The organism is Vibrio sp. OPT18 (assembly GCF_015163615.1).
GTDB lineage: Bacteria > Pseudomonadota > Gammaproteobacteria > Enterobacterales > Vibrionaceae > Vibrio > Vibrio coralliirubri.
On the sequence record NZ_JADDYK010000021.1, the window covers coordinates 1 to 12,927 of the forward strand.

Consider the following 12,927-nt stretch of genomic DNA (forward strand, 5'->3'; position numbering starts at 1 on the left):
ATAAACAAAGTCATAGGACTAGGTATGCCCGTTAGAAGCTAACGGCTAGTCAAATATGGCATCGTTGATCTTCAAGCTGATTTGATCAACAACGCCCAATGCAACTGTAGATCGCTGGGAAAAGTATTATGATTCCATAATTCAATCTAAGAAACCTGAAAATTTAAAAATCGCATACTTGTCGGGTCCGAACCCAGAAAATGACCTTCGAGAAATGACTAAACTCGGTGTCTTGCCGGAGAATATTTGGGCATTTGAAAGCCATGCTCAGACTTATAATGATGCTGTTGTATCCGCTTTATCTTCGGAGTTTCCATTTATTAAGCTGATAAAGGCAGGAGTGAGTGACTTTTTCCAAGCTTCGCCTCAAAAATTTGACATCATTTATCTAGATTTTTGTGGTCCTTTGCCGAGTAAAAGTAAGAAGCATAAGACATTAAAAACTATTTCAAATATTCTGTCTTACCACACTCTTAATTCACCCGGTTCATTGATAACAAATGTATGTTTGCCCACAGAGGAACAGGACTCTGAATCAAGAAAGCTATTGGCTAAACTAGTTGGTTTGTATCTGTACCCTAAATCGTTTCTTGAATGTAGTGAACATTATAATAATGTAACGGAAGGGGCGTTAGCACATGGTTATGATTTAGAAGAATGGCTCGAAATAGTAGAAAGTGATCTAGATAATTATTATGGTGAGTACATTACTAGGTTATTGATTGATATGGTTTTAGAAATCACGCCTTATGATAGGCTATCGAGCAACCATGTTTTATTTAAAAACCTATTTGATATATCTGATAAGACAAAACTTAAACAAGATATCGAGTCTTTATTTAAATATGAACTATCTGAAGAAGAAAGGGCTCAGATTGAACAGGAAATGCACCAGTTTACTATAAGTGCTGAAAAATTTTTTGATTATATACAAGACCCAAGTATTGAGCTTGATGATGTTGTTTTGGAATCCTCAGTCGCTGATTCTTCACTAGAAGACGAAGAAGACGAAGAAGACGAAGAAGACGGTATTTACGCTGGAGTAGTGTTATGTGAGCCAAACTGCCACTCTTTGTTATGGACTTTAGGTAGTCTAAGCCAAACCTTAAATAAAAAGGACAGCTTTTTCCCTGATGAAATACATAAGGATTCTGATTTTAAGCAGTATGCTCAGCAGTTTATCCTCCAATTAAGCTCACAAAATGATGAAAAAACTTTTATTGATAATATATGCAAAGCAAGTTTTCTCCTCTCTGAAGGTAATGGAGAGGGCAAATTTCATAGTCATTCGATGAAAAAATTAGAAGGTGTAGACTGGATTAATCAATACTACCAGTTTTGCGATTATTTCTTGTTTCATCAAGTTAAGGAAGTGCTTTTTAGGCAATTAGCAGTGCCCTATCATGTTAACGTCGAGGCGACTAAACGCTGGAAATATACCGCTAAAGACACTCCAATGTATATGGATATGTTGATTCTTGATGAATGTCGTTATTTATATGATTGGATGCCAACGATTGATATGATGAAACATAGCCTTACTGATATAGAAAGGCAGCTTAGTTTTCGATTTGTATTGGATGCGATCAGTAAGCACAGAAGATACTTATCTACAGAAGTCTTCTACGGTACAGCTTGCGTTGGAGAGAAGAAAGGCTTCGAGGCTAAGATTCTGGAACCTAGGCGTGAAATATAGTTATAGCAAAGCATTTAAGAGTGATTCGCAACGCTTGGCAGTTTCGCTTCGCTCAAGTATAGCCAAGCGCCGCTCACACCTTAATGCGGCGTTAAGTGTTTAAGCAATTCCATCGTTACACAGACTACAGTAGAATACGCAACAGTATTAGTAATGAGCTGTAATTATGACCCCTCTAAAAAGTTGTGAACTAGAGTTATCCCGCTTCTTCAACAAGTATTTCAAGTACTGTGCTTCATCGGATGCCGACGATCTTAAAGAGTTACTGTCGGTGATGTGTAGTGCATGCGAGAAGCTAGAAAAAGTAAAATCGGTCAATTTTGGCAAGAATAAACGTTATCGTGCTCTAAAGGCGCTGAGAAATTTCGCTACTCATGAATCAGAGTTACTTAATTCTTCTAAGGCTATTTCTGTTGCATCTGTAAAGGTGGTTCATGCTGAAGTTCAACTAATTAGTTTGTTGCCTGTGGAAGTGGTCGACTATGCGATACGTAATCTAAAGTCAAAGCAGACCATAAAATATTTGAAAGAAGCGACCATCAACTATGGGAAATATGTAGATATATACCCTGCCTTATTCAACTTTACAGTAGACCTCTACTTCGAAGTGGTAAATCACAACCTTACTATCGATGGTTCGGGATTTAAAGAACTCGAAAACTCAATAAACTATGAAAAGTTAAATGGCTTTCCTCATTATATAGGTGGGAAAATCATCATGCTCGATGGTTCTGATGTAAACACTTTTATTGAAACTCAAGCTGTAAGTATTGAGAACAAAAACCGTGAAGTTGCTGAGGCTCCTGTAGGTGAGGATGGACTAAAAAGTTATGTCACAGCTTATGAAAAAATGCCGTTTGATGAAGCGAGTGTGATGAAGAAAGAGGATAAAGACTATATCTTAAATCTTCTAATCGACAGTGGTGTTGTTACATTAAATGGCAACAAAGTGAGCACTACACGTCCACTTAATCCAATTGAAGCTGTTATCGTCCACGAGTACCTAAATGAAAGTTCGACGAAATTAAACACTTAACAAACTGTTCAAGAGGGATTCGCAACGCGTGGCATTTTTACTATGCGCTGGTTTTAGTGTCTACGGTGGTATGCGGCGGCATTTGTATTGCTTTGCTCACACCTTAGCAGGGCGTTAGAATGCAGCGCACTCAAAAATTTATAGGCTTTGATTAATACTATGATTAAAAATCAGAATTGTGTTTATTGCGGCATCGCCGTTAAGAAATCCGTAAATTCGGATGCCGGACGTTCTGTAGAGCATTTGATACCACAAATTGCTGTTAGCAAAAAAAGAACAAATGCTAAAGGTGACTTTAACGTATGCAGAAAATGCAACACTGAAAAAAGTAAAATTGATGAGCTGTTCGGGTTGATATCTAGGATAAATACACCCGGTGAAGGTGGTTTGGAAGCCATATCAAAACTAGCGAAAATGTACGGTAAACGAAATAAGGCTATCACACGGATGATTGATAGCGCCCGTAACCATCCCGACGGTATGGAACTAAAGCTACCTTTTAAAGGTGAGGACATATACAAATATGGTGTTTTCCTTACTAAAGGGGAATATTTTAAAAAGCATTTTTCTCTACTCGATCTAAATGAAAAAGTTGTATTGGTTACATGGGGAAGCCCGAGTTTGGTCAAGGAGTTGCTTTCAAGGTACCAATCGACTCACGGAAGTAATCCCTATGATGATCTTGCTAAGAATAGTAGTGTGGAAAACATATATGAAGAATGCTTTATTGTCGCAAACTCCGAAGGGGATAGTTTCTCATTTTTCTTCAATCGAGAGTACTTACTCTTGACGAAAATTGTTGATAGAAATGAAGAGACAGTTCGAGAGAAGCGTATCAATAAGCTTGATTTAATCGCGGGTTTTTCTCATGGGAAAGCGAGCAAGTACTGTACGTAAGAATCATGCTAACAATCTGTTTAAGGATGATTCGCAATGCTTGGCATTTTTGCTATGCGTTGCGTTTAGTGTTTAAGGTGGTATGCGGCGGCTTCGGTATTGCGTTGCTCACCCCTTAACAGGCGTTAGGCTATCTATCTAAATTTATCGCATAAACTACGTAAACCAGTTAATATACAGACTTTTGTTCCATAAATATTTGAAAGGCAAATATATGCGTAAAGCCCTATTGGTCTTAGCTAGTTTTAGTATCTTATCTGGTTGTACATCGCTTAAGCATAATGGTGGTGGTGTTGAAGAAACATTAATCGACCATCCGCCTATCGGCGTTGAAACAGTTGCTTATGTAGGTGATGAAATGCTCGCCAAAGGAAAGCAAACTACAGTAAACGCAATCTCGCTAAAGCATAGTGCTTCTGTGGGTGTTTTAGGTGGTTATACTTTCGCACCTGGTATCTATACTCAAATAGGGCATAGCAAAAACAAAATCTTCTACACACCAACTCAGCACGGTATGGTACAGCCTAGCGCACTAGCTGATCCTTATGGTGGCATGTACGTTGATCAAAAAAATCGTGAAATTTGTGGTGTTTCAACTTTAGGTGGTACGGTTTGTACATCTGCCGAGTTTAATGAAATAAAGCATACTACGAATGACATGTTATCTTTTCAGCAGACATTACTTTATTCAGGAAAAGTCGGAAATAAAGTCAATATTAGCTATCGTGAATTTAGTAATGGTCAAGCACGAGCAGCTTTTACGAATGATGTTGAGTATGATCTAAATTCTTCAAGAGTTGTTGGCTATAAAGGCGCGCAGCTGGAGATTATCGAGGCGAATAATCACAGTGTTAAGTACAAAGTACTGCGAAACTTTCGATAACTCGCTTGCCTAACAAGCATTCAAAAAATCAAGAAAACCAAACAGGGCGCCATTAACGGCGCCCTTAGTGTTAGTTGGCAACACTGTAAGTGTCGTAGTCGCGAAGTAAGAAGATTGCGACACACGCTGCGAGCATTGGCCAAGAAGCGAAGAATAGAAGGTTGTTGAACGGGTCCATGTATTTTCCAAAAGAGGAAAAGGTTGAGCCTGCATGAAGAACTAAAATGGCTCCGTAGGTGTACTTTTTCCACATGCCTACAACGAATGCGCCAAAAAATCCGAGCTGCGCGACACCCAAAGCCATCATCGCATTGTTCGAGATGTCGATGCCGTAAAAGCCAGACAGTACTTTTGTCGCGTGCTCAGGGACAAGGATCTTATCTAAGCCCCAGAACAAGAAGACGATAAAAATGCCGATTCTCAGCAGTAGTAGGCTAGTCGCCAGTTTGGTTTGAAGTGTCTTTTCCATGATTTCCCTTGTGATGCATTCAATGATGCGATGATTTAAATGTTCATCAAAAGAGACCCATAGCCTTCGCGTTTTCTTTCGCAGTTTTTCAGTGGCTTATGTAACAGGAAATGTCTGGTTTGTTTGTTCCTCAACGTTATCGGACTCAAAATGCTGTTGCTTGAGTAAGCTGATAGTCAGGTTTATCGGCATTGGCTTATAAAAATAGAAGCCTTGGATATAGTCGACACCGAGCTTAGATAAGATTTTCACCTGTGACTCATACTCGACACCTTCGACGATGACTTGCATGCCTAAGGTTCGTGATAGTTGAAGCATCGACTCTAGCAAAGGGAGACCAAAGCTGGATTCGTCGGATATGTTTTTCACGAACACGCGATCAATCTTGAGAATGCTGAACGGGAACTGTCTTACGAAATCTAACCCTGCGTAGCCTGTACCAAAATCATCAATCGCAACTCTTACGCCCATGTTTGATAGCTTGGTTAGGTTGTCTCTAATTTTGACCATGTCGGCATCAGAACATTCACCATCTTCTGTTACTTCAAATACCACCTGCTTGAGGATTTCAGGGTGTCTTTTAAAGATGCTGATCACTTTGTTAGAGAAGTTACTGTTGGACACGACGTTGCGGCTGATGTTGACGCTGATGTACTTCGATTCGAACACGTCTTGATTGCTTTTCAACGTCATTAATACTTTGCGCAGCACGAAGTAGGTGAGCTCCTCAATCAAGCCTAAGCTTTCAGCAAGCGGGATGAAAATAGCAGGGGAGACGTTACCTTCAATTGGGTCGTTCCATCGTAATAGTGACTCACAGCCGACGATCTCGTTGGTGTTTTGATTAACGATAGGCTGCATGTGAACATGAAGGTGTTGGTTTTTTAGCGCACTTGAAAGCGAATACTCTAAGCTGCGTTGGCTCTGCTTTTTATGTTTGATGGAAAGGAGAATAATGGTGGTGATTCCGGCCATCAAAAAGCCAAACCACAAATAGCTCAACATGAAGTGAAGATAAAACTGATACCCAATGTATGAGGTGATGGTCAATGGGTAGGTGTTCGATTGTATCCGCACCTTGGCGATTGATGAGTCAATATCGGTAGGGTGGATATCTCTTTTGATCACCTCTACTTTGGCCTGTATTCCATGGCTGCTCAGGTTTGTTTCAACAAGGTCATAGATGAAGTGTGGCGGAATCATCAGGCTCACTCCGGCATCTTCTTTGTTCGAGAAAATGAGCATGATGGACTGAACTTGCGTGATGGCCGAGTTGGAATACGACAGGGTCGTTAAATTCGGGTCGTCATTGAGTCGCTGCCTAATGGTGCTGTATAGGCGAAATGAAACGTCACCATCGGTGGTTGAACAGTAAAATCGGTTCTCTTTATTGAATACCGCTGCTTCTTTTACCCAATCGGCTTCAAAAACGTTTTGTCGAAGCTGTCTAACGATCGCGTCGCAAGACTGTTCAGGTCTAACTTCAGATAAAAAACGGTCGAACCTTGATTGGAGCCCTTCTAACCTGGTTTCGACTAACCTTGATGTGTCTTCGGTTAATGTTTGGTAGTGATGCGGTGTAAAAGGAATGAGCATTGCCATGGAAAAAAAGAAAGAAATGGCAAAGTAAAATGAAGTCTTGGCAATGTTTTGGTACTTGATATCCATAGTTGGAGAAGCGTTACCGATTTATGTGAGCATTCGATTTAATTTATAAAGTTAACGATTACGTAGCAATATAAATAATTAATATTGTGAATGCAGGCACGAATTATTGGCATAAATAATATGTTTTCTGTTTTTACCAGCAAAATCTTGATGTTATCTCGTTTTTTCTTGGTGGGGTTGATATGATTTTGAGCAAGTTAGCTATTGTTGCCTTACTACAATATGCGTCGATGAAAAGGATTTCGAATTGTTATTCAAAGAAAAACTATTGCTCTCAAATTGTGATTCAGTGAGGCAGTTAGACCGTTGTGAGTTACGAAAGAGATTTTTAATGGGAATGACGTTTGGAGATGGTGTAGTGCTGTCCCCGAACACATTGATTGATAACCCATGTTTTGATGAAGTCTTGATGCGGGCAAACCTTGTAAAATACTTAAATGAAGAAGGAGCTGGCAAACTAGTTATTAGAGGGTTTAACTTAGAGAGTAACTTTGAATTGGAGGAATATTTTGAAAATTTACCTGACAATTTCATTTTCTCAAGCTTTGAAGGGAATCCTCTTAAAGGGAGTTTAAGCAATCATCAGTTAAATATTTTACGTAAGCGCTTGCGAGATACTCAGCTTGCCCTCGACAGCATAATCTATCGTTCAGAGAGAGTCGCTTTACAGCAAGATGCTTTACAAAATGAGGTATTTCGTCGTATCGACGATGACTCAGCATTGAACCATTATTTTGAGTCTGACGGTGATAGGATTCTATTTAAGAGCATGACCGACAAAGTGTATTCAAGATCAGACTGGTACAGTCAATCGGACATTTACTTCGGTAAAGTTAGTTCAATAGAGTCTTTGAGGTTTAAGAGTGAGGTAATTAACCCTGCATACAACTCACTGTTTGCGACTAAGGGAGAAGGCTTTTTGTTAGACGACATAAAAATACTAAATAATGTTCCCGAGAAAATACTTGATGCAGGTGTTGTATACAAATCACTAAAAAATGAAATTGAGTTGATCCAATATCCTTACAAAGCTTTTGAAATAATTTCCACATTGGGCAGTGTAGAGTTGATGCAGCTTATAACTGATGAAGCCATGGGGTACATAGAAGACAAGCTCAAAGACAGTGCAGAGAAGACCATGACAAGACAGAACTGGTTTGGCATGTATCCAAAAATGCAAAAATATATGGGACTTGAAATAAAATGATTGAACAGTATTCAAACCCTTGGTTCAGCGTAGTCAAAGACGGTGTATTCCACTATGTCATAGAGCCAGATTCTGAAAATGGTGCTGTGGTGCTAGTAGAAACTAATGACTCTTATATTTTTGTCTTGATACCTAGGATTGCTCACGGCAAAGAAAACCAAATTGAAGCCCCAAGAGGGTATGGGAAAGACCAACAGTCTAGCCTTGAAACTTCTATGAGGGAGCTGTTTGAAGAAACTGGTTATTTAGTTGAGCCATCACAGGTAGAAAAACTTGGCTCTGTTAAACCTAATTCTGCCATTTTAGCTTCTGAAGTCGATATTTATTTAGCACAAGTTAGGGAAGAACAGCGCGTTAAAGGATGTGACAGCGAAGTAAATGGGATTGTGAACGTTGCCAAGTCAGATATTCGAAGGTTGATTTCTCGTGGTGAGATTACGGATGGATTTACATTGAGTGCTTTTGCATTACTTTGGAGCAAGTATCCACTATCTATTGAATCTTGAAATGGTCATTGAGGCTTAATCTATTCCTATTACTTATGAACATCTCATAAAAAACATAATGAAAAAACTGATATCAGCACTCATAGCGGTGTGCTTCTCATTCTCTGCGTTGGCCGATGACGGTGTTGTTGATTGCGAGAATGCGATGAATACCATCGAGATCAATCAGTGTGCGGCAATTGAGTTGGAATCCGCACAAGCGGAACTGGATAAATACCTTGCAGCCAGCTTTGAGCACAATGCTTATGATGTTGCGCTGGTGGCATCAATTAAGAAGGCTCAGGAGAGCTGGCAGGTGTACATGACAGCGCATTGTGACTCGGTGTACACCCAATGGCGTGAAGGTTCTATTCGAGGGGTTATGGCGCTTTCCTGCAAGACGACGTTAACCAAGCAGCGCACGCATGAGGTGTGGGTGAATTTCTTAACCTATATGGACAGCACGCCTCCGGTTTTACCAGAGCCTAAATTAGCGCCGTAGGCAGGTTTAAAATACGTACAGCACTGTGCACCTGCTTCAACCTTTGGCGGGCGAATAAGAAAACGATAGGGGATTGCTTTACTCTTTCGTTCTTAGTCTCCAGCTTGAAGCATTATAGCTTGAAGTATTACCTAGCAAGGATTCGATTATTGAATAATGTCAGTATCACGCTTATTCAGCTTGAAGTTGAATACAAGAACAAACAAAAGAATATTGATTCGGTCTCTGATCTTTTGCAAGCGGAGCCGTCAGTCGGGGATATTACATTACTGCCTGAACTGTTCACGACTGGGTATATTTTTAATGACGCTGAAGAAATTCACGAATTGGCGGAAGACTTCGCCGACAGCAGTACTATTGATTCATTAACGCAGCTTGCAGCGAGGCATCACACCTTGATTGTTGCAGGCATTGCCGAGAAAGATAGCGACCAATATTACAATAGTGTGGTGGTTGTGGATGCTTCCGGTTTACGACACAAATACAGAAAAATCAGTCAAACTAAATTCGATAAGCAGTATTTCTCGAGAGGGGACGAGCGCCTCACGTTTGAGCACAAAGGCTTAAAGTTTGGTGTCGCGATTTGCTTTGATATTTGGTTCCCGGAGATCATGAGAACCTATCAGTCGGTCGATATTATTCTTCACCCTGCCAATTTCGGCGGGCAGCACAGTTTTGCTATTGCTCAAGCAAGGGCTTTAGAAGAGGGGTGTCATGTCGTGACGTGTAATCGGGTTGGACAGGATGTGGTTGATGCGTTTACCGCGACGTATTGTGGTAACAGCCGAGTCTACTCACCAAAAGGGGAGTTAATGACTCAGCTCAACGACAAGCAATCGGTAGAAACCGTAAGTATTCAAGATCTCTCGATTGCGCCGCAATACAATGGCGTTGATGTTGAAGATGAGATGCAGCAAATCACCACTCTCTTAAACCGTTAAACCGTTAAACCGTTAAACCGTTAAATCGCTAGAACAGAGACTAGCGCGGTATAAGATCGAAAAACGCAAGGTGATTAAGCCTTGCGTTTTAGTTTGAGAACGAAGCGTTCTTAAGCTTGATCGTTCATTTGGTTCAGATGCTCGACTGAATGGGCGTTTTTCATCCGCTGCGCTTGATGGATATTGACCATAAGACGATTGAGCAGCTTTTGCAGTCGTTCAATATCCGGCAGTTGTTGATTTTTGGCTTCGACTTCTAGCTCCAATGCCTGCTTAGAAAGCATGTTAAGGCCTAAGTTCAGCGACATACCTTTAATGGAGTGCAGAGTACGACAAAGTGGCTCCAATTCTTTCGCCAAATAGTATTCGATGACGCGGTCAACCGACTGTTCGAACTCAATAATGGTTGAGTCGATAAGTAAGCTGAACCCTTCCGTGTCATCTTTCAGTATTTGTATCACTTCTGAATGGCTGATCTCTTCTTCCGTTAACCTTAACGTTTCAATCGGCTTACGATGAAGCTCGACAATGTTTTCATTCTCACTCGAACCTTCGGCTGCGGTTTGTTTCGGTAATCGACTTGAGAACTGTTGTAGGGCGTCGAAGAAACTCTCTTGCTGCAGAGGCTTGGTCAGAATATGGTCGACACCCGCCTGAATAAAGTTGTCATGCGCCTCACGGAATACATCGGCCGTGTAAGCAAATATCAAGGTATCGAGTTTCAGTTTTTCGCGGATGTAATTTGTTGTCTCGACCCCGTTCATTTCAGGCATATGATTGTCCATCAAGATAAGGTCATATTGAGTGGTTTTGAGGCGTTCAATCGCCAATTTCCCGTTCTCCGCATGCTCAACATGATGGCCGAGTTTTTCACAGAAGCCTTGTGCAACAATGGCATTAATACGGTTATCTTCCACCAACAGGATACTTAACGAGTCAAAGCTGAGAGTTTCTGCATCGACTGTATGGGTCGCGATGTCTTTCGCTTTGCTTTCTTGCCATGTGATAGGCAGAGAGACTTGGAATTTTGTACCAAGCCCAACTGCACTGGTTAATGTGATTTCTCCATTCATGAGGTTGACTAGGTTCTTGACGATTGCGAGGCCAAGCCCTGTTCCGCCAAACTTCCTTGTTGTCGAAGTGTCGGCTTGTTCGAATGAATTGAATACCTGCTCGTGCTTATCTTTCGGGATACCAACCCCGGTGTCTGTCACGGTGAGAATCAGCTGGTTGTTGGGGCGATTGAGGTCAGCTTGTATGGACACATGACCTTCTTTGGTGAATTTGGTCGCATTGCCACCCAAGTTGAACATGATTTGGCGTAGCCTTGCACGGTCTCCGACGAGTTGGATGTTTTTCGGTATGTTATTTTCGATCAACAGGCGAATGCCTTTTTCATCGGCTAAGGGTTTTAGAGCGCTGCATACAGGCTGCATGACTTGAACAAAGTTAAAGGGAGCCACGTCTAGCTCAAGCTTGTTTTCTTCGACTTTTGAGAAGTCCAGAATGTCGTTGAGTATCGTCATCAAGTGGTGACCAGAATCGAGAATGATGTTGATGTTCTCTTTTGTTTCGGGTTCTTGGGTCTGGCTTGCAATGATTTGAGATATTCCAAGAACGCCGTTCATTGGTGTTCTGATCTCGTGGCTCATGGTAGACAGAAAATCGCCTTTGGCTTTAACAGCTGCTTCTGCTTTGGTTCGTTCTGCGATTAGCTCCTGATTTTTCGCTCGCATTTCATTGTCGTTTTTTACCAGGTTTGTTGCCATTGTTTGAAAGCTATGGCTGAGGTGAGCTACTTCGTCTTGAGCGTTAATGTTTGAGGAAAGTTTGAGGGTCGATGCCCCTTCTTTTAAATGGCCAGCAGCAACTTGGTTTGCGGCTGCGAGTAGTATGTCTATTCTTCGTTTAATGCGGTTTGATGACCACGCCGCCACAAGCAATGAGATAAATGCTGAAAACAGGGTACCGACAACCAGTACGTAAGTGGTTTGGTTGGCCGAGTTAACGGACTTATCGACTCTGACTCTGATAAGTTGCTGTTCAATATCGATAAATTGAGCGATCTCTTTACGGATTTTATCGATCAGTTGTTTTCCGGTCTGTTGTTGAGTGAGGTAGACGACACTTTGCATGTCCGCTTCGCCTTTATTGACGAGGTTGCGTTGCATGATCTCTTTTTCACCCGACTCCTTTAGCCATGTCTTGTGAATATCATCGATTCGTTTGAGGCGTTCAACCTGAGGGGGGTTGTCACTCACTTGAGTTGATAGGCTTTGCATTTTTTGACGCCAAACATCCAGTGCCAGATGATAGGGCTCTAAAAAAACGGGATCGCCAGTGATTAGGTAGCCGCGTTGTCCGGTTTCCATATCCACAATAAGGTTGAGCAGCTCTTGAGCTCGGGCTATGGCTTTGTGAGTATGAACAACCCAATGGTTATCTTTCACAATAGATTGGGTGTTTTCATACACAGAGAAAGATACGATGACCATCAAAGTGATAGGAATTAAAAAGCTGACTAATAGCTTTTTTTGTAGGGATATATTGTCAAACCAACCCGCGATCATACAACTACGCTCTCCATGCCGTTGTTATTTAATATTAGTGTAGATGAATTAGTCGTTAATTGCGTGAATAGTTGCTGAGTGCGCAAATGCATATTTTAGCGTGTAAGTTTTGAATATTAACGGCATTTTAGGGGCGAGTAAGTGGCGTTATTATGTTCCAAAGACAAAAAAGCTAGCTCAATAAGCTAGCTCAATAAGCTAGCTTTCAATGGTGTGGTGAGTACTAAATCGCTTTTACACTGCTTCGTTCAACAAGAGTAGGTTCAAGTTCAACGACTTGCGGATAAGCATCTGGAGTTTGTAATCTGCTTAGTAAGGTATCGACTGCGGCTTTACCTAAACGATGTTTTGGCTGGTGGACAGTGCTTAACGCGGGTGTCATGTACTTCGACAGGTGGATGTCATCGTAGCCAATGATAGACAGATCATTCGGAATCGATGTGCCATCTTGCGCCGCAGCGTGAATCACGCCCATCGCCATCATATCGTTACTGACGAACAAGGCAGACGGCATTTCGCCACGAGTTTTCAATGTCTGATAAGAGTCAAAACCACCGTCACATTCAAAGTTGG

At 41.3% G+C, this 12,927-nt stretch carries 12 protein-coding genes; 8 read left to right on the forward strand and 4 right to left on the reverse strand.

Annotated features, from left to right (window positions below; all coding sequences use genetic code 11):
* Positions 1–214: 214 nt before the first annotated feature.
* The 4 genes from IQQ51_RS26575 to IQQ51_RS02525 all read left to right on the forward strand — a co-directional run bounded on the left by IQQ51_RS26575 (position 215) and on the right by IQQ51_RS02525 (position 4,512).
* Positions 215–1,696, forward strand: a complete 1,482-nt coding sequence (locus tag IQQ51_RS26575) for a hypothetical protein (RefSeq protein WP_228012650.1) — start codon at positions 215–217, stop codon at positions 1,694–1,696.
* Between the two features lie 166 nt (positions 1,697–1,862).
* Entirely contained in the window at positions 1,863–2,732 is an 870-nt protein-coding gene (locus IQQ51_RS02505) for a hypothetical protein (protein WP_193840267.1), read from the forward strand.
* A gap of 159 nt (positions 2,733–2,891) precedes the next feature.
* A complete protein-coding gene (locus tag IQQ51_RS02515) occupies positions 2,892–3,629 on the forward strand; it encodes a hypothetical protein (protein ID WP_122080796.1) in 738 nt (245 codons plus the stop codon).
* A 214-nt stretch (positions 3,630–3,843) separates the two neighbouring features.
* Complete coding sequence (locus IQQ51_RS02525) at positions 3,844–4,512, forward strand: hypothetical protein (RefSeq protein ID WP_193840268.1); 669 nt, start codon at positions 3,844–3,846, stop codon at positions 4,510–4,512.
* Between the two features lie 70 nt (positions 4,513–4,582).
* Here IQQ51_RS02525 and IQQ51_RS02530 read toward each other — a convergent pair whose 3' ends face one another.
* Positions 4,583–4,981 (reverse strand): hypothetical protein, encoded by a 399-nt coding sequence (locus IQQ51_RS02530; RefSeq protein WP_193840269.1) that lies wholly within the window; start codon positions 4,979–4,981, stop codon positions 4,583–4,585.
* A gap of 96 nt (positions 4,982–5,077) precedes the next feature.
* Positions 5,078–6,649 carry an EAL domain-containing protein gene (locus IQQ51_RS02535; protein ID WP_193840270.1) on the reverse strand — a complete coding sequence of 524 codons (1,572 nt, stop codon included), beginning with the start codon at positions 6,647–6,649 and terminating at the stop codon, positions 5,078–5,080.
* Positions 6,650–6,980: 331 nt separating this feature from the next.
* Between IQQ51_RS02535 and IQQ51_RS02540 the strand changes: the two genes are divergently transcribed.
* The 4 genes from IQQ51_RS02540 to IQQ51_RS02555 all read left to right on the forward strand — a co-directional run bounded on the left by IQQ51_RS02540 (position 6,981) and on the right by IQQ51_RS02555 (position 9,784).
* Positions 6,981–7,856: a hypothetical protein gene (locus tag IQQ51_RS02540; RefSeq protein ID WP_193840271.1), complete on the forward strand. Its 876-nt coding sequence runs from the start codon at positions 6,981–6,983 to the stop codon at positions 7,854–7,856.
* Complete coding sequence (locus IQQ51_RS02545) at positions 7,853–8,362, forward strand: NUDIX hydrolase (protein ID WP_193840272.1); 510 nt, start codon at positions 7,853–7,855, stop codon at positions 8,360–8,362. Before IQQ51_RS02540 ends, IQQ51_RS02545 begins: the two co-directional genes overlap by 4 nt.
* Positions 8,363–8,420: 58 nt before the next feature.
* Entirely contained in the window at positions 8,421–8,843 is a 423-nt protein-coding gene (locus tag IQQ51_RS02550) for a lysozyme inhibitor LprI family protein (protein WP_193840273.1), read from the forward strand.
* A 149-nt stretch (positions 8,844–8,992) separates the two neighbouring features.
* A complete protein-coding gene (locus IQQ51_RS02555; RefSeq protein WP_193840274.1) occupies positions 8,993–9,784 on the forward strand; it encodes a carbon-nitrogen hydrolase family protein in 792 nt (263 codons plus the stop codon).
* Between the two features lie 110 nt (positions 9,785–9,894).
* Here the strand turns inward: IQQ51_RS02555 and IQQ51_RS02560 are convergent, their stop codons facing one another.
* Together IQQ51_RS02560 and IQQ51_RS26580 are read right to left on the reverse strand one after the other, a co-directional pair.
* Complete coding sequence (locus IQQ51_RS02560) at positions 9,895–12,354, reverse strand: hybrid sensor histidine kinase/response regulator (protein WP_193840275.1); 2,460 nt, start codon at positions 12,352–12,354, stop codon at positions 9,895–9,897.
* 223 nt (positions 12,355–12,577) lie between these two features.
* A partial coding sequence (locus IQQ51_RS26580; RefSeq protein WP_228012651.1) for a substrate-binding domain-containing protein occupies positions 12,578–12,927 on the reverse strand: 350 nt, incomplete at its 5' end.